Annotated in this window: 15 protein-coding genes and 1 pseudogene; 5 read left to right on the forward strand and 11 right to left on the reverse strand. The window is 58.0% G+C overall.

Annotated elements, in window-relative coordinates; all coding sequences use genetic code 11:
• The coding region (locus tag AB4Z52_RS25975) for a response regulator (protein ID WP_442220780.1) at positions 1-206 on the reverse strand (206 nt) is incomplete at its 3' end.
• Between the two features lie 137 nt (positions 207-343).
• Between AB4Z52_RS25975 and AB4Z52_RS25980 the strand changes: the two genes are divergently transcribed.
• Both AB4Z52_RS25980 and AB4Z52_RS25985 read left to right on the forward strand, forming a co-directional pair.
• Entirely contained in the window at positions 344-1099 is a 756-nt protein-coding gene (locus AB4Z52_RS25980) for a helix-turn-helix domain-containing protein (protein ID WP_442220781.1), read from the forward strand.
• Positions 1100-1117: 18 nt separating this feature from the next.
• A complete protein-coding gene (locus AB4Z52_RS25985; protein WP_442220782.1) occupies positions 1118-3034 on the forward strand; it encodes a PAS domain S-box protein in 1917 nt (638 codons plus the stop codon).
• Between the two features lie 365 nt (positions 3035-3399).
• On the opposite strand, the gene AB4Z52_RS25990 is transcribed toward AB4Z52_RS25985, so the two are convergent.
• From AB4Z52_RS25990 to AB4Z52_RS26000, 3 genes are all read right to left on the reverse strand, one after another.
• A complete protein-coding gene (locus tag AB4Z52_RS25990) occupies positions 3400-4005 on the reverse strand; it encodes a universal stress protein (RefSeq protein WP_442220783.1) in 606 nt (201 codons plus the stop codon).
• 439 nt (positions 4006-4444) lie between these two features.
• A complete protein-coding gene (locus AB4Z52_RS25995; RefSeq protein WP_442220784.1) occupies positions 4445-4882 on the reverse strand; it encodes a CoA-binding protein in 438 nt (145 codons plus the stop codon).
• Between the two features lie 115 nt (positions 4883-4997).
• On the reverse strand, positions 4998-6542 hold the full coding sequence (locus AB4Z52_RS26000; protein ID WP_442220785.1) for an AAA family ATPase: 1545 nt from the start codon (positions 6540-6542) through the stop codon (positions 4998-5000).
• 209 nt (positions 6543-6751) lie between these two features.
• Between AB4Z52_RS26000 and AB4Z52_RS26005 the strand changes: the two genes are divergently transcribed.
• Complete coding sequence (locus AB4Z52_RS26005; RefSeq protein ID WP_442220786.1) at positions 6752-7603, forward strand: 3'(2'),5'-bisphosphate nucleotidase CysQ family protein; 852 nt, start codon at positions 6752-6754, stop codon at positions 7601-7603.
• A 233-nt stretch (positions 7604-7836) separates the two neighbouring features.
• Here AB4Z52_RS26005 and AB4Z52_RS26010 read toward each other — a convergent pair whose 3' ends face one another.
• The 5 genes and pseudogenes from AB4Z52_RS26010 to AB4Z52_RS26030 all read right to left on the reverse strand — a co-directional run bounded on the left by AB4Z52_RS26010 (position 7837) and on the right by AB4Z52_RS26030 (position 11242).
• Positions 7837-8409 (reverse strand): cytochrome b, encoded by a 573-nt coding sequence (locus tag AB4Z52_RS26010; RefSeq protein WP_442220787.1) that lies wholly within the window; start codon positions 8407-8409, stop codon positions 7837-7839.
• Positions 8410-8954: 545 nt separating this feature from the next.
• The gene (locus AB4Z52_RS26015; RefSeq protein WP_442220788.1) at positions 8955-9110 is read right to left on the reverse strand and encodes a hypothetical protein; all 156 of its coding nucleotides are present in this window, start codon (positions 9108-9110) and stop codon (positions 8955-8957) included.
• A gap of 101 nt (positions 9111-9211) precedes the next feature.
• Positions 9212-9895 (reverse strand): CBS domain-containing protein, encoded by a 684-nt coding sequence (locus AB4Z52_RS26020; protein WP_442220789.1) that lies wholly within the window; start codon positions 9893-9895, stop codon positions 9212-9214.
• A gap of 66 nt (positions 9896-9961) precedes the next feature.
• A pseudogene (locus AB4Z52_RS26025) lies at positions 9962-10117 on the reverse strand (hypothetical protein); the annotation flags it as partial.
• A gap of 801 nt (positions 10118-10918) precedes the next feature.
• Positions 10919-11242, reverse strand: coding sequence for a TraR/DksA family transcriptional regulator (locus AB4Z52_RS26030; protein ID WP_442220790.1), 324 nt, complete (start codon positions 11240-11242; stop codon positions 10919-10921).
• Positions 11243-11525: 283 nt separating this feature from the next.
• Between AB4Z52_RS26030 and AB4Z52_RS26035 the strand changes: the two genes are divergently transcribed.
• Positions 11526-12356: a universal stress protein gene (locus AB4Z52_RS26035; RefSeq protein WP_442220791.1), complete on the forward strand. Its 831-nt coding sequence runs from the start codon at positions 11526-11528 to the stop codon at positions 12354-12356.
• A gap of 665 nt (positions 12357-13021) precedes the next feature.
• Here the strand turns inward: AB4Z52_RS26035 and AB4Z52_RS26040 are convergent.
• Positions 13022-14002: an AraC family transcriptional regulator gene (locus AB4Z52_RS26040; RefSeq protein ID WP_442220792.1), complete on the reverse strand. Its 981-nt coding sequence runs from the start codon at positions 14000-14002 to the stop codon at positions 13022-13024.
• A gap of 324 nt (positions 14003-14326) precedes the next feature.
• Between AB4Z52_RS26040 and AB4Z52_RS26045 the strand changes: the two genes are divergently transcribed.
• Positions 14327-15355 (forward strand): LacI family DNA-binding transcriptional regulator, encoded by a 1029-nt coding sequence (locus AB4Z52_RS26045; RefSeq protein ID WP_442220793.1) that lies wholly within the window; start codon positions 14327-14329, stop codon positions 15353-15355.
• An 87-nt stretch (positions 15356-15442) separates the two neighbouring features.
• Here AB4Z52_RS26045 and AB4Z52_RS26050 read toward each other — a convergent pair.
• A protein-coding gene (locus AB4Z52_RS26050; RefSeq protein ID WP_442220865.1) for an IS3 family transposase occupies positions 15443-16509 on the reverse strand; the annotation gives its coding sequence in 2 pieces (ribosomal slippage) (positions 15443-16275 and positions 16275-16509; 1068 coding nt in all).
• Positions 16510-16592: the final 83 nt, after the last annotated feature.

Consider the following 16592-nt stretch of genomic DNA (forward strand, 5'->3'; position numbering starts at 1 on the left):
AGTCCGTCGTCTCCACCGGGCAGGACGAGATCGAGGAATATGGCGTCGAACGAAATCCGCGGTAGCACCGCGCGCATCGAGGCACCATCCGCCACCGCGGTGACGCCATATCCTTCGTCCTCGAAGTAGCGTGTCAGCATCTGCCGGATGCGCGGATCGTCGTCGACCACGAGGATGTTGGTGGTCTGGCTCTGAAAGGGTGTCATCGTCATATTGTCCAGTGGCCCGCAGTGAAGGCTTGTTACATCTTGTTACACTTACACGCCGAATATCACAGTGGCATCGTCCCCCTATTACCCAAAGGCGATCTATTGCCCTCATCCAATTGACAGAGGGGAATGAGATGTTTGCCGCCGAGAGAGAATACCAGTTCCGCCCCAGCAACGTCACTTCGATCGCAGCGGCAACCCCGCCGACCCTTGCCTCCGTCTTCAAGAGCCAGCCAATAGAGACAATCCAGGCCGGCAGCGCCCTGTTTTGGGAGCGTGATCCGGCAAAGCACATATTCGAGGTCGTCGAGGGCGTCCTGCGCGTCGTCAGGATCATTGGCGACGGCCGTCGCATCATCACCGGATTTGTCTTCCCCGGTGATCTGGTCGGCATCTCGATGAAAGACCGCTATCTCTACGGTGCGGAAGCAGTGACCGTCACCAAGGTGCGTCGATTTGCCCGGTCCGCCTTTCAGGAAAAGATAAACCAGTGCCCGGAACTGCGTCCGAAGCTCTTTGCCCGGCTTTGCGATGAAATGGCGGCGGCACAGGACCAGATGGCGTTGCTGGCGTGCAAGACTGCTGAAGAACGGCTCTGCAGCTTCCTTCTTCTGCTTGCCCGGCGCACAGGGGCCATTTCGAAGTCGACTGCGACAGTCGATCTGCCGATGACCCGCCAGGACATCGCTGACTATCTCGGCCTGACGATCGAGACCGTGTCGCGGAACATGACAAAACTGACGGCGCGCGGCATGATTGTCCCGAAGGGCCGCCACGGTTATCAATTCAAGATCGACAGGCTTGCACTGCTTGCAGGCGACGATGATGCGGACAATAACAGTTATGATGACCACGACATGGTGGTGGGTCAACGGTTCGGTCGCCCCTAACTTAAGAGCAGAGATAGCATGGACGGTTTCAGACCACTGCAGCAGACAAGCGAGCACGGGCTTGAGGAAATCGAGCGTATCCTTGATGGCGCGAGCATCATTGTGCATGGTTTCGAGGGCGTCATTACCCGTTGGACACGCGGCTGCGAAGATCTCTACGGATGGACACGCGAGGAGGCAATCGGCAAGATTGTCCATACCCTGCTTGAGACAGAATTCCCAGAACCGCTGGAAGACGTCCGTGAGAGCTTGCGGAACCGGGGCATCTGGACGGGCGAAATCACACATCGCCACAAGGATGGCCATGTCCTGCATATCGCCAGCCGCTGTGTCGCCGCCCTTTTGGAAGGCGATGGGACACTTGTCATCCTGCAGACGAACAGCGACGTGAGCGACCTTAAACGGATGCAAGCGGACCTTGCCCATCGCGAGCTGCATCTTCGCTCCATCCTCGATACGGTCCCCGAAGCGATGGTCGTCATCGACGAGCGCGGCACGATTACATCGTTCAGTACCGCGGCCGAACGGCTGTTCGGCTATTCGGAAGCGGATGTGCGGGGCTGCAATGTCCGCATGCTAATGCCGCAGCCGGATCGGGACGCCCATGACGGATATCTGTCACACTACATAAACACTGGGGAACGCCGCATCATAGGCTATGGGCGGATCGTGACGGGCCAGCGCAAAGATGGCACGACCTTTCCGATGGAACTTTCCGTCGGTGAGGCAAATTCAAACGGAAATCGGATATTTACGGGTTTCATTCGTGACCTCACCAGCCGCCATCGGATCGAGGAAGAACTTCGTCAGGCACAGAAGATGGAGGCAGTCGGTCAACTGACGGGTGGGCTGGCGCACGACTTCAACAATTTGCTGACCGTGATCAGCGGCAATCTCGAGATGCTTGAGAGCAAGCTTCACGACCCAAAGCTTCTGACCCTTCTGCACGAGGCGCAGCTTGCAGCCGACGATGGAGCAAAGCTCACCGAACAACTCCTTGCCTTTGGCCGTCGCCAGCCGCTGAACCCGAAGGTCATCGACGTCGGTCAACTCGTTGGCGGATTTTCCGAACTGCTTCGCCGGACAATCGGCGAGACGATCGAGCTGCGTACGACGGTGACAGGCTCATCCAATCTAGCGTTGGTCGACGCGTCACAACTGCAAAATGCGCTATTGAATCTGGCGCTGAATGCCCGCGACGCAATGCCAGACGGTGGCCGGCTGTCGATCGAGATCGGACGTGTCAAGCTCGACGTCGACTACGCGGAAATGTTTCCGCAGGTCCGCACAGGCGAATACGTTCTGGTGACCGTGTCGGATACCGGGCACGGCATGACCGAGGCGGTAAGGCGCCATGCCTTCGAGCCCTTCTTCACCACCAAGAGCGTTGGGGCCGGCACCGGCCTCGGTCTGAGCATGGTCTACGGGTTTGCAAAGCAGTCTGGCGGGCATGTCCAGCTCTATAGCGAGGCCGCGCAAGGCACGAGCGTCAGGGTTTTCCTGCCCATTCTGAAACATGGCCAAGCCGTGGATGTCGCAACAGTCGAGGATCCCGCTCCGACGATCCCATCCGGTAGCGAACTGATTCTAGTCGTCGAGGACGATCTGCGAGTAAGGCGCGTCGCAGTCGCCAGGCTGAAAGATGCGGGCTATCGGGTCTTGGAGGCCTCCAACGGCACAGAGGCGCTGATATTGTTTGGCCAGAACCCGGATATCGCATTGCTATTCACCGATATGGTCATGCCAGGCGGGCTGGCAGGCGATAAGCTCGCAGAGGAAATCAGGCGCTTGAAGCCGGACATCCGCGTGCTCTTCACTTCCGGCTATGCTTCGCCGCAGATCGCGGGCGATCGACTTTCCGAAAACGAAATCTGGCTAAAAAAGCCATACACGGCCCGGGAGCTTGCCATCAGGCTGCGCGAATTGCTGGACTGACGGCCGCAAGCCCAACGCCTCGCAGACCGACGCACCAGAAAACGGCATGGCAGCGCGATCCGCTGATGTTGGAAGACTGGCGCGCCAAACATGCACAGGCGACATTGTTTCAGGTAGAGGAGCCCGCCTCTTTCAAAAGGTGCCAGGCTCGCTGAGATGCTCACCGTCGCTGTTCAATGTGACTGTTCCGTTGGACCCAGCCGCAACACTGGGGCCAGGACCTATTAGTTTTGTTTGAAATGTAATTCGGCGTCTCCATTGAAGGAGGCTCTGGTGGATGATTTGTTGCTGCAAAGCGAGCGCCAAATGGCTCGCATCTCTAAGCGTTTTCCGCCTTCACGCGGGGTTGCGCGCTTCGATGACCTCTAATGTGCAAGCAGTACCGGAATTTCAAGGTTGCTGAGCAGCGTACGGGTAACTCCGCCGAAGACAACTTCGCGCAATCGCGAATGTCCAAAACCTCCGACGACCAGCAGATCGGCCCGGTTCTCAGCACAAATGGCCTGAATCGCGCCGCCGGCAGGCTCCCCGTGCGCTTTTGCGACCACAACTTCGACCGTGCGAACAGTTTTGCGAAGGACTGCAGCAAACCGCTCGCGCATGTCCTCGTCAATTTCTTTGTCGTCCGTCACCGAAATCACGATGGCCCTTGAGGCAATTTCTAAAAATAGCCGCGCTCCCGTCAGTGCGCGTGCCAACGTCGCACTGCCGTCCCAGCCAATAGCAACGGTATCGATCCGCCCGCAAAAGTTGTCCGCGGGAAAAAGGACCAAGGGTCGACCGCTCGCAAATAGAACGCTCTCAATGAGGGGCCTTGCCATTGGCGAAGCCTCCATGACGGAGAGATCATAGATACGCGCGAGAGCTGCAATCTTGTCGCCGACAAACGGCGCCTTTTGCGCATAGGAGGCTAAAGTGAGGGGAACCTCGGCCTTGCTGGCGTAATTCCGCGCGGCGGCGATCAGCGCCATTGCTGGGTCATGACTGAACTCTTCTCCTTCCGCGCTGATGTCGGCGGCCTCGATAAAAGTCGACGAGGGCTGCGCTATCCCCCGCGTTTCCGGCTGCGGCAGACTTACCGTCAGCTCCGCCTGTTGGTGTCGTGCCAACTCGACCGCATTCTGTATGACGGCAAAGGAACTGGCATCAGGATAAGTTGCCAAGGGCAGATGAAATTGTGCCTTCACGATCGATCTCCTTTTCGGACACTTGAAATGGTTGCCTCAGTTGGTTCGGCCCTGCATTGATCTTGCGCAATCCTTTTGACAAAGAGGGGTATTCCGCCTCAAAGGTCGCCAGCGAACACGTCTATTCGCCACGGAAGGCAGGATCCTTCAATGCTGACATATCTTCACCTGTGACGCCGATGGCACCAACCGGTTCTTCGTAGGCGAAGGGAGGTCGGGCTCGTCAGCACGAAGCTCGCATTGAGCCTTGCGCCAGGAAGAATAAGCCCCACCACGTTCGGTCCGAAAATTCGCAAGCCATTGGGCTTGCTGGCCTCATGCGCGGCCTGCCTGAGGCCGTTTTGTCTGTCAGGCCCGCCGCAACCACGACCGCGATCTTGGTTCCGTTCTCGCCCAATTGCTGCAGAACGAGCGGCACAGTCGATGCCGGCGTCGCGATGATGGCGATGTCCGGCGCTGCTGGCAGCGTAGGAATGTCCGTATAGCATTTTTGCTCCAGGAGCTGTGCATGGTTTGGATTGACAGGCCAAACCTGCCCCGGAAAGCCGCCATGCAGTACGTTTTCGAGGATTCTTGTACCGATGGCATCCGCGCGATTGGAGGCACCGGTCACCGCGACCGATCGTGGATGAAACAGCGACGCAAGGTTCTTGATTGACACCCCCAAGCACCTTCTTGTTAGCGATAGACCCATACCGGCGTATTCGAGGTCGCGAGCACCTGTCCCGCGGCTCTTTCCAAGCACGGGCCACGCGGCTGGCCTTCAGCCCGGATCTTCAGGCTCGGACCGTTGCCGACCTTTCCGGTGCAAGATCCGAAACCATCTCTTCGTAGATGTCATGGACACTTCTGGACGAGTCGATCTTGCGCCAGCCCACATTTCCAATTCGTCGCGCAAGCTGCATTTCCAACACGTCGACCTTTGCGTCGGAAGGCCCCATCTGGCGCCTGTCAATGCGCTTCCAGAGCAAGGCCGGATCGGCATCGAGCCAGAAGCCATCAAAGCGGATATTTCGATGGAGCGCGGTTTTCTCGATCGCGTTTCTGTGGTCGGGGTCGTCGAAAACGGCGTCCGCAACCACGCATCCTCCATCTGCTAGGATGACGTCCGTTCGCAAAACCATATCCATATACACCCGCTCGGACACTTCTGGCCGATAGGCGGCCTTCGGGAGCCGTGTCTCTGCCGGAACGCCATGCAAGGCCTTGCGGATGCGGTCGCTTTCAACGACGCGGGCTCCCGGGGGAGCGCCGACATAGGGAGCAAGTGCTTCGGCGATTGTTGTCTTGCCAGAACCACTCAGTCCGCCAATGGCAATCAGCCTTACGGGCTTCGGCTCCAGAAACCGTTTTGCGAGTTCGAAATAGGCCCTTGCATCTGCTTGAAGCGTCTGCCTATTCCGTGCGGTCTGCGCTTGTGTGGCGATCACATGGGCTCTGACGGCGGCACGCACTGCCAGAAAGAAAGGCAAGAGCACAAACCCGTCCTCATTGTCCGAGTCGTCGAGATATCGGTTCATAACGAGGTTGGCGTGATGGTGGTGGCCCTCGTGCCACAGATCCATGAGCAGAAAGGCTAGGTCGTAAAGAACATCAACCGTGGCGATTTGATCGTTGAATTCGATGCAATCAAACAACCGCGGCAGGCCGTCGAGGAGGCAAATATTGCGCAAATGCAGATCGCCGTGGCACCGCCTTATCTTTCCCGACGCAGCGCGCTCGCGCAGTCGTTCTGCATGCCGCTCAAGCGCTTCGCGAAAAAGCCTGCCGAAGGCGGCAAATTCATCCTGCGAAAACAGCGTACTTGTGGCAAATCCGGCATCGTTGATGTCAAGGACGGCCTCCATATGGCGACGACCGTCCAGGTCTTGTGCAATGGCTGCGGTTTGATGGAAGCCCGCAATCATACGCGCGGTCGACGTCATCAACGCATCAGTGAGCTTATCTGCCGCCGCAAGTCGGTCAAATAAGAGGTCCTGATCAAAGCGCACCATTTCGACAACGGCGTCGAGAGGCGGGCCGTCGTCTGCGAAACAGACGGTGCCATCCTGAGCCTTGGCGAGCTTCTTGACGCCGAGATACAGGCCGGGCGCGGTAACGCTGTTGAGCGCGATCTCCTTGAGACATGCGCTCAGCCGAAGTGCGGCAGTTGAAAAATCGACATAGGGAAGCTTGACCGCTTTCTTCAGCTTGTAAGCCTTCGGTCCGGCCAAGAAGATGAGTGAGATATGCGTCTCAATCACCGCGACAGATGTGGTCCCTCCATAGGACTTGGCGTCGCTCAAGAATGCGATCACCTCCCGCTGTTCGTCGAGCAACATGATCTTGGGTCCTTTTGCCTGTTGCAACCGCCCACTCTTGCCATGCCGCTGACAGATGTGGAAAAGGCATCAATCTCGTGCACGATGAACCATCGTGAGAGGACCTGCCTTACTATCTGTCATCACAGCAGGTCTGAAAACATCGGCATTGACCAGGATCAAGGCGCCCGCCGACGGTATCTCTTAGGGACTATGATTGAGCCTGACACATGGAGGCGCATGTGCGAAAGCGACGGCCCGAAGAATTCCTCCAAGCCTTGTTGCCGGCCATACACGCCGCGGGTGATGCGGCAATGAAATTGTGGAGGTCTGACAGCAGGGTCATGACAAAGCCCGACGGATCACCTGTCACTGCTGCCGATCTGGAATGCAACAGATTGCTGTGCGAAGCTTGCGAAGAGCTAGACGCCGATATTCCGATCCTGAGCGAGGAAAATAACCGCTCGCTCCGCGCGAGCGATGGTTCTGCCTTTGTCATTGATCCACTCGATGGAACCAAGGAGTTCATTGCCGGCAACAAAGATTTCACGATCAACGTCGCCTTGGTCGAAGACGGCGTACCGAGGTCGGCGATCCTGTTCGCTCCGGCACATCATCGCCTGTTCTTTGCCGATGGACGCGGACGTGCTTTCGAGGAAGATAGTGATGGCCGTCGCCGCCAGCTCTTGCCTGTACGCCAGTCGGAGCGGGCGCCGCGCATTGTCGTCAGCCGCTCCCATTTCGACGAGCGCACACGCGGCCTGCTTATGAAGCTCGCCCCAAAATCGGTTCACCTCCTTGGCTCCTCTTTGAAATTCGCGCTCCTGGCAACGGGCGAAGCCGACCTCTATCCGCGGTTGTCACCGACAATGACCTGGGACTGCGCCGCCGGCCAGGCACTCTTGAGTGCCGTCGGCGGACTGGTCTTGAAGCTTGACGGCAGTCAACCTCGTTATGGCATTGGGGGAGACCAGGTCATCGACGCGTTCGTCGCTGGCGCGTCCCGCAAACGGATCCTGGCGGCCATCGAGGTCGCTACATCGGCTGTTATTGTTGGGGAATCGACCAACGAGGCCTTGTGAGAGGTTGCCCGCTCAGCCGCAAGGTCGACAATGTCGCGCTACTACTGTCAGCGGAGCGACAATCGGCTAACTCGAACTAACAACTTGAACTCTAAACTGCGTCCTCCATGCTGGGGGCATTGAATTTGTCTCCTACGCTGACCATGGGTGTATTGGCAGTGACGTTGAGACAGATCGAGAAAGGTCGGAACGGTAGCGTCCCGACCTTTTTCTTTGAGAGCCTGTGCACTGCGTTACGGCGCGTCGCCGTTTACGGATGGGATCATGCGCGCCCAGAGGCGGTCCTTTAGAAAATAGTGATGGTAGAGCACCGCAAGAGCATGAAACCCAGCCAATGCCACGATGATCCAGGCGACGTCATTGTGGAACTCGCGGATCGAATGTGCCCAGGTGGCGTCGATGTCGATGATGCGGGGCAGCGAGAAGAGGCCAAAGAAACCGAAGTCTTCTCCCTGTGCCCAGCGATAGAGAAAGCCGAGGGTAACTTGCGCCACAAGCAGCGCATACAGAGTGAGATGTGTGCCCTTTGCCAAAAGCTCCTGGACGCCGGCTGCCGCGGGCGGCAAGTCGCCTCGATGCGCAAACCGCCAGACGACGCGGAAAAGGACGACCGGCAAAAGTAGGATGCCGCAGGAGACATGCAACAGCTGAAGCTCGTGGCGCAGTGCGCCCCCACGCTCGAAAAAGCCCCATGTCTCGGCGCTACCAAACAGGAAAATCACCAGCGCTGCCGTGATCCAGTGCAGCGATATTGTCACCGCGTCGTAGGAGATTTTGTTCTTGGAAACTGCGTTTGAGAAGCTCATCGTAATCACACCTGCTACGAGGTTGCTGGAATTGGGCTCGGGTAGGTCTGCCAACACCCGAAAGCCGAAGACAACCGATCCCCTGTCGGTCGATCAAGCATCAATGGCGCAGAAAGCTGACATACGACTGAATCGACCGAGCGGCCAACCCGGAAGATAAATCACGTTCCCCCGGAAGCTCACGGCAGCACCTTTCGAATTTACGTCGAAAACGATTGTCATGTCAGGCTCGTACGCGATTGGCTCCTCCCTCGCACGGTAACGTCACGGTGTCGGGGTAGGTTCCGATGAATAAACGCATTAGCCGGGCGCTGTGAAGTGGCTGTGTCCCGTGCTTCTCATCTGACGTATCGAGCGACACTAGGCTTTGCCGCTGGGCGATTGTGTTTCCTTCCGCTAAAAAGCCATGTCATTATTGGTACGGTCTTCCGGGGATATCCCATCGGGATGCGCCTCAGCCTAAGATGCCGGCACGGCGCCTTTCGATCTGATTTGACGGGCAACGAGACAATCCTATCGTGGAACGCGGCATGCTCATCGCGGCCTCATGGGGCCGAGAGAGAACGCTCGACGCGGCCACTTCCCGCGTCACTGCCGGGCGACCTGACCAGAAGAACGCCCACGACCGTCCCGATCATAAGGATCAGGATGACGAGCAGAAGCCTCGACATGACTGCATCGGCTAGAACCTTGGCGATCATGATGGCCACCTCTCGCGCATTGTTTTCGTTGCGTATGCTACAGGAAGGAGCCGACGATCGCCGCCGACACGATCTTCGACAATCCTTCCAGAGAACCCGCGCTAAAGTTTGAGACGGCTCAACATGTGATAGGCAAGCGCGATCTTGTTTACCACGCCGCCGACGCCCCGGACGCTTTCTGCCGCCACTCTGGCCGCGTCGCGTTCCAGCTCGGTTTCGACCTTGCCCCGCAAGGTGACGACGCCGTTCAGTACGGTCGTCCCGACCATTGCAGGTGTTATTTCAAGCTCGCTTTCCAGACGGCTGCGCACGGCGGTTCCGAGGGCCTCGTCTCCGGACGCGGTGCAGTCCGGCGCAACGTCGAGGAGCGCGCGCATCAGGTCGCGACGGCTGATGATACCGGCAAGCCTGCCGTTCTCGACGACGGGCACGTGCTTGATGTTGTGGGCCTGCAGAAGTTCGGCGAGCTGGCTTGCCGTCGCGGTCGGGGTGGCGCTCACGACGGGCGTCGTCATGACGTCCTTGATGCGCCAGCTTCGAGCCTTCACATAGTTGGCCAGCGCCTCATCGCGGTCGCGCGTGTGCGGCACGGCCCGCCTCGCCCAGGATAACGCCACCCGGCGCAACAGGTCCCCCTCGCTGACGATCCCCGTCAGCCGACCTTCGGGATCGACGACGGGAACTGCACCGATCTTACTGGCGTTGACGATATCGATGGCCTCCTTGACGTTATGGCCCTCGTCGATCGTCGTCACCGGCGTCGTCATGATGTCTCTGGCTAGCATCGTCGTGCCTCCTTTGATTGGCAGGACGATTAGAGCCGAAAGCCGGACGATGCGCGTTGACAAAGATCAATCGTCACGCCGCCAACACCAATCCTGGATCTCAGGCATGTCTTCGCCGTACGCCTGCGCGAACACGCGATGCGCCTCGAGCTTCGCCTTTAGGCCGGAGACGGCTTGCGGCGCCTTCTCGGTAAGGCACCGCACGTCAGCGATCGCCTCGAGAGCGAGATAATATCAGCCCAACTCGCTCAGCATGGTTATGTTGAACGGAGTGGCCATCGTCGCCTCCTCGACGAACCTGCCCGCATGGATGTTTCGGTGATTGTTCCGAGCGGTACGGCGTTCGGCCATGCCGATCGGAGAGCCGCCATGCCGCTCAGACCGGACCGTTTAGCCCTCGGCTGCTTTGGCATTGGTAGAGGGAAATTCGACCACGCTCGCGACGTCCGTGACGTGATGCAGCAGGTAGACCAGCCTGCCGCTCGCATCAAAGATCGGACGATTGACGGGCAGCCAGTATTTCGTGACAAAGACACCTCAATCCTCGCGCGGGGTTGAATCGGAACATGTTTGCTCGCCACGATCCGGTCAGCCGTCGCCGGTCCCGATTGACCGAGCGCAATGCTCGACCTTATGGGGCGGCAAATCTTGCCTTGCGAGGCCATCCGGCTTCGGGACCCAAAAGGAGGCAGAAATGACTGATTTGGGAATTCGACAGGACATACTCGACGAGCTGGCGTTCGAACCGAGCATCGACGCCGCGCATATACCATAAGTTTTCGCCGAGCCCCCTGCCTCCACAGAATACTCCTCCAGCTCCCTTTCAAAGAAGTCCGACGCGATATCGACTGCGTCGCCGCGATCGCGCCGGCAAACAGCCAAGCGCGACCGCGAGCATGGACGCCAGGACCAAAAGAACCGGGCGAGATTCCAAGCTTGGAAGTCGTTACAGGCGACGTTCAGACCCCGTTCTGTCGCCAGTTCGTGAGGCCGCCGCTAAAGGCATCTCCCTTCCTCCCTGTGTCAGCGAAGGGATTGAGCGCACGTTATGCAGAACGGCGTATAGGGCACGGCTGCAAGACGATCCTTTCTGATGTTCTCATGACACTTAGCGCAGCGGCCGTAGGTGCCGTTTTCCAGCCTTTCCAACGCGGCGTCGACCGCCGCAATCTGCTGAGCCCCCTCGGCCTGCATTCCCCAAAGAACTTCATCGTTCTCGACCTGCGTCGCGCGCTCCTCGCTGTCCGCCTCGAGGGCGACCGACAGATCGGCGTCGATCGCATCGAGACGGCGCGAAAGCTCGCTCTTCAAATCCTGGAGCTTGGTCCGTGTTGCCTTTACGTCCATGTTGGTTTCCTTATGTTGGAGATCGGGTCACACTGCCCCGGCCGGTGACAAGAGAAGCCGGTAGCGACCGGACCTTTCCCTCAGGCATCCCGTCGTCGCGCAGCGGTAAGAATCCAAAGTCTGACACGACCCGCAGACTGCTGCTTTGATCTTGCGCAATCGATCCACGGCATCAGACACCACCGCATTGTGAGCAAGCTGCGGACGCAATCCTTGACGAAGATCAAGGACAGTTCCGTTTCCGCGGATATCCTTGCCGCATTCAATCGGAGAGGTGATCGACATGTCCATTCGCACGGTGCTAAGCATTCTGAGCTCGACGAGTTTCAAAGAAGATCTGAAGGCCGCGGTGGAGTTCTGCGCCGCCGTCGGCGCGCACCTCAGCGCGGCGGTGATCTCCATAGGCCTGACGCCGATAGGCGCTGGATACGACGTTTCTGCAATCTGGCTGGACGAACGCCAGCGCGAGATCGACGAACTCGCCCAGAAGGCGGAGGAAATCAGGGCCTATCTGTCGGAAACCGATCTGTCCTACGACGTGCAGGACGTCTACACGGAATTTGCGTGGGCGCAGGAGGACGTCGCGGAAAGAGCGCTCTATGCGGACGTGGTGCTCGTCGGCCGCCAGGCCGCCAACGACACGGAACTTCAAAAGCGCATCATCGACGGCGCACTGTTCCAGACGCCGACGCCGATCATCATCAACCGTGGAGCTCGGCTGCTGAGTTCGACGTCGAAGTCAATCCTTCTTGCATGGGATTCAAGCAACGAGGCGTCGCATGCCGCCCGCCAGGCCCTTGACCTTCTCAAGACGGCAGACTGCGTCTACGTGACGATGATCGACCCTGTGGCACGGGAGCGAGTGAACGGAGAGGAGCCGGGCGCCGACATCGGCAGATATCTTGCCCGCCACGGAGTTAAGGTTCAGGTGGACCGGGTGGCCAGCGGTGGACGCAGAGCCGACGAAGTCTTGAGGCAGCATGCGCTAGATGTGAACGCCGATATGATCGTCATGGGTGCCTATAGCCACCCCCGCTGGCGGCAGACGCTGTTCGGGGGCGTAACACGCAGCATGATCGAAGACAGCAGGATCCCAATTTTCATGGCGCATTGACGGATGGAATAGTCCGGGTCCAGCCTCCACCAGAGGCGCGCGGCGCTCTTCACTCGCATTGATCCGCATCAACGCGGCGTCAGGTCATTCGGTTTCGTATTCGCAAAACTCTCCCGGATTGACGCACGGCGATGCCGCAGGACCTGGGCTACTGCTCGGTGAGGAGACAGCGCACGATCGCGTCCCGGCGGGTGGTGTAGGTGGCGGGAGGTAGCAAAGCCGAACGCCCGCGCGCTTCTCGTTGCGCTGTAGTGGGTGGTTGGTTTTGCGGGCGGCCATCAGTGTTTTCCGACAGCGTCGGGTTGTCTCCGGCTTCAGCTATGTGCACTTCGCGCAAGGCTATACAAAAAACGAAAGGAAATAGGAGAGGCGCACCGCTAGCTGTGGAGGGACGACCCCGCGGTCTTGAATTTCAGTGACCCGATTGGCACCAATTGAGGGGTACTGCGATGGCCATGATGGCCACGTACACTGCAGCACTAAACCGCCCATCGGTCACCCCCAAAGCGATGGGCGGTTTAGCTCGGCAATCGGGCTGGATTGGCTATTGTTCGCCTGCAATAGTGATCGGCGCGACAAGATCGTAGCGTTTGGGCTGCCACTGCAAATTCAAGGCGCCTAACCGGCGGCCAGCTTCATCGACTTTGCTGCGGTGAAGGAAGACATCATCTCGAACGGTTCAATGTTTGGCGGGGTATCTCGCCAAACGCATTGACGTACATGGCGGAAAACCGTCCCATGTGCGTAAAGCCCCAACGTTTCGCGACCTCGGAAATCAGGACGTCCTGCTGCGCGCTTGACGTGAGGTCACGCCGGACACCATCAAGGCGCATCTGTCGTAGATAGGTCATCGGGGTCATATCCTTGAACTGCTGGAATGCCATCTGCAACCCGCGAACACTAACGCCAGCCTCGCGGGCGATTTCCTCGATCGTCAACGGCGACGCTACCTGGGCGACCATGAACTCGATCGCGCGCTTGACATGCCTCGGCACCGCAGGCGACTGGCGTCGATCCAGCAGCGAGGAATATCGGTGGGGCAAGGTTTCAAGCAGCGTCACCATAATTGCCCGGACAAGCATCTTGTTTGAGTGGGAATCAATAGCGTCCTCAAAGTTGGTGACGAGGTCGTTCCAAAGCAGTTTGCAAATTGCGGCAAGTTTTTTGCCAGGACCGTCGGTGGTACTGGCTGTCCCGAGCAGCTCGATATCCTGGATGACCGGTGCATCAATCATCTCGCTGAGTTGCTGTGTCAGCGCCTTCCGGCTGAACCCGATGCCGATATGGCTGCGATTGGGCTGGAAACGTAGCGAGTTCGAGTGCCCAAGGTTGCATGCCAGAAGCGCTCCCGGTGCCGACAAATACTCTTGGCCGCGCAAATCGAATTCCAACACCCCGGACAGCGGCAAATAAAGCGCGTAGACATCGGGCGCTTCGGAGAAACAAACTTCCATGCCGGATAGGCAGTTTCCCGCCCAGATGTCGAACTCGCCAAGGGTAAAGTGCAGATCCTCGACAGAGATCGTCTTCCTGCCCGCGAGCGGGTTTACATGGGCTGATGCAATAGTTCTTTCGTAGTGCTGACGGAGCTGGTCGACATCGGCTTCGATGACCTTGAACCGGGAAACTTGCGCGCCTGCATCCACTCTTCGGTTCTCCTGCCTCGTCAACAACTTCCTGCTTTCGCAGCGCCGTGTAAGGGTTGGAGAGCCCTTGAGGCGTCAAGGCAAATGGCGCGCCATCCCTGGTCGCTCGCTTGTCGAGCGGCGCCCCGTTTTTGAACGCACGTGTGCGGATACTTGCGATCACCCGCATTTGCGGACCATCAAGCGTTGGCCGCCGTGCCCCTGTTTAGGTAACGTTTCCATATGTAACGTTTACATAAATATGCGCTTGTGTGTTTTGCTGTCAATGGTCTATTTGGACGACATTGCCTCTAAGATCTTCATTCACGATGTTAAGAGTATCGTATGGTTGGCATTAGGGATATCGCGGCCCATTTGAATGTCTCGGTCGCAAGCGTATCGCGCGCGCTCAACAACCAGCCCTATGTCAACGAGGAACTGCGGCAGCGTGTCGTAGAATGCGCCAAATTGCTTGGATATCAGCCAAAGCAGTCGGGCCGCAGCCTCCGGCAGGGCATGTCCAAAACCATCGGGTTTATGATCGAGACGCATCCCACGCTCACCAGCAATATTGATCTTTTCCTCATGTCGATCTTTGATGGCGTTCAAACTGTCATGCGGCGCCACGCCCTTAATCTCGTCGTCCTTCCCTGCAGCGCCGACGAAGACCCGGTGGAGTACCTGCGAAGTGTGGTCGAACGGCGCTTCGTGGATGCGCTTATTCTTTCGGCCACACGCCCAAATGACAAGCGCGTCGCTCTATTGGCCAAAGAGGGGATGCCGTTTATTACCCTCGGGCGGACCGGATCTCGCGACAAGCAGCCATGGATCGATCTCGATTTTGAAAGTTTTGCTGACCAATCGGTTGATCGGCTTTATCGCACTGGAAATCGAAGAATTGCAATTATGGTGCCGGCAGGTCCGCTGAATTTCGGACAGATAACCCTGGCCGGCTACAAACGCGCGCTGGCAAAACGTGAGATTGGCTTCGACCCCGCACTTGTCGCCCACGTCAGGCTTGACGAGGCCAGCGCTGCCAATGCCTGCGGCACATTATTGTCGAATACCGACCCGCCGACCGGCATCATACTCATCAACGAAGCCTTGGCGTCCGGTGTTTACACGTGCCTGCGCCAAGCCAACTTGGTGCCGGGTCGGGATGTCGAAATCGTCAGTCTCGAGGATGGTCGGTTGCGGAGCCTGCCCTCGCCGCTCACAAGGTTTCGATTTGCGACCCACGATATCGGTATCGCGCTCGGGGAATCCCTTCTTTCCTTGATGCCTGCCTTTGCAGAGCATTATACGGGAACCGAGTTTCAGCGGCTTTGGCAGTTTGATATTGTTGAGCCTGTTGATTTGAACGACGAGGACTGAACGAGGGGCACGTTGGCTAGAATATCTGGTAGCAAGGGCGTGAGCCTCGGCAATCCCCCCGTTTTTAACGGGGCTCAGCGGTAGAATTCACGCAGCCATTTTCAGTTTCTGTGCGGGTGTGATGCCGCCGATGCCCATATTGGGCCGTTCGTTGTGGTAGGTCCACAGCCAATGCGTGGCGAATTCCTGTGCCTCCTCTATACTCTCGATGATGTATTGGTCGAGCCATTCATGCCGGAGGGTGCGGTTGTAGCGCTCGACATAGGCATTCTGTTGCGGCTTGCCGGGTTGGATGTGGTTTAAGGCAATGCCCTGGTTCTCAGCCCATTCCATCAGCTTGCCGCTGACATATTCCGGGCCATTGTCGACTCGTATGGCGAACGGCTTGCCGCGCCATTCGATGATCTGGTTCAGGCTGCGAATGACCCGTTCGGCAGGCAATGAGAAGTCCACCTCGATGCCCAATCCCTCGCGGTTGAAGTCGTCCAGGACATTCAGCAGTCGAAACTGCCGACCATCCTCCAATCGGTCCGCCATGAAGTCCATGGACCAGACCATGTTCGGTGCATCAGGCACAACCAACGCATCCGGCCTGTCTCGCTTCAACCGCTTGCGTGGCTTGATCCGGAGATTCAGTTCCAGCTCGCGGTAGATTCGGGAAACGCGCTTGTGGTTCCAGGCATGTCCCTGGACGTTGCGCAGATACAGGAAGCACAATCCGAAACCCCAGTTCTTCTTAGCCCTCGTCAACCCGATCAGAAGATCGGCGATCTGCTCGTTGTCATCATTGAGCTTCGGGCTGTAGCGATAGCAAGTCTCGCTGACGCCGAAGGTGCGGCATGCCAGCGCAATGCTGACCCTTCTTCGCCCAACTGCCTGCGCGACCATCTCCCGGCGTAAAGAAGGTCGCGTCATTTTTTTCCGAGAGCCTCTTTGAGAAGTTCGGCCTGCATGCTCATCTCGGCATACATCTTATTGAGCCGTCGGTTCTCGTCTTCCAGAGCCTTCATCTGGCTGATCATCGACGCGTCCATGCCGCCGTATTTGGATCGCCATTTGTAAAAGGATGCCGTGCTCATCCCGTGTTCGCGGCACAACTCCGGCACCGGGACCCCACCTTCCGCCTGGCGAAGGATTGCAAGGATTGCAAGGATTTGTGGTTCGCTAAATCTGCTCGTCTTTCATCAAAATCTCCTCGATCATATTGCCGAGAAAATTCTACTTTTGAAGCCAATTA

Source organism: Rhizobium sp. 2YAF20 (genome assembly GCF_052114685.1).
In the GTDB taxonomy this organism is placed as follows: domain Bacteria; phylum Pseudomonadota; class Alphaproteobacteria; order Rhizobiales; family Rhizobiaceae; genus Rhizobium.

Bases quoted from the DNA above. Each gene is read 5' to 3' on its own strand.
- AB4Z52_RS26000 (WP_442220785.1), bottom strand. From the start codon at position 6,542: ATGTTGCTCGACGAACAGCGGGAGGTGATCGCATTCTTGAGCGACGCC.
- AB4Z52_RS26030 (WP_442220790.1), bottom strand. From the start codon at position 11,242: ATGGACGTAAAGGCAACACGGACCAAGCTCCAGGATTTGAAGAGCGAG.
- AB4Z52_RS26015 (WP_442220788.1), bottom strand. From the start codon at position 9,110: ATGATCGCCAAGGTTCTAGCCGATGCAGTCATGTCGAGGCTTCTGCTC.
- AB4Z52_RS25990 (WP_442220783.1), bottom strand. From the start codon at position 4,005: ATGGCGCTGATCGCCGCCGCGCGGAATTACGCCAGCAAGGCCGAGGTT.
- AB4Z52_RS26010 (WP_442220787.1), bottom strand. From the start codon at position 8,409: ATGAGCTTCTCAAACGCAGTTTCCAAGAACAAAATCTCCTACGACGCG.
- AB4Z52_RS26045 (WP_442220793.1), top strand. From the start codon at position 14,327: ATGGTTGGCATTAGGGATATCGCGGCCCATTTGAATGTCTCGGTCGCA.
- AB4Z52_RS26020 (WP_442220789.1), bottom strand. From the start codon at position 9,895: ATGCTAGCCAGAGACATCATGACGACGCCGGTGACGACGATCGACGAG.
- AB4Z52_RS25985 (WP_442220782.1), top strand. From the start codon at position 1,118: ATGGACGGTTTCAGACCACTGCAGCAGACAAGCGAGCACGGGCTTGAG.
- AB4Z52_RS25980 (WP_442220781.1), top strand. From the start codon at position 344: ATGTTTGCCGCCGAGAGAGAATACCAGTTCCGCCCCAGCAACGTCACT.
- AB4Z52_RS26035 (WP_442220791.1), top strand. From the start codon at position 11,526: ATGTCCATTCGCACGGTGCTAAGCATTCTGAGCTCGACGAGTTTCAAA.
- AB4Z52_RS26005 (WP_442220786.1), top strand. From the start codon at position 6,752: ATGGAGGCGCATGTGCGAAAGCGACGGCCCGAAGAATTCCTCCAAGCC.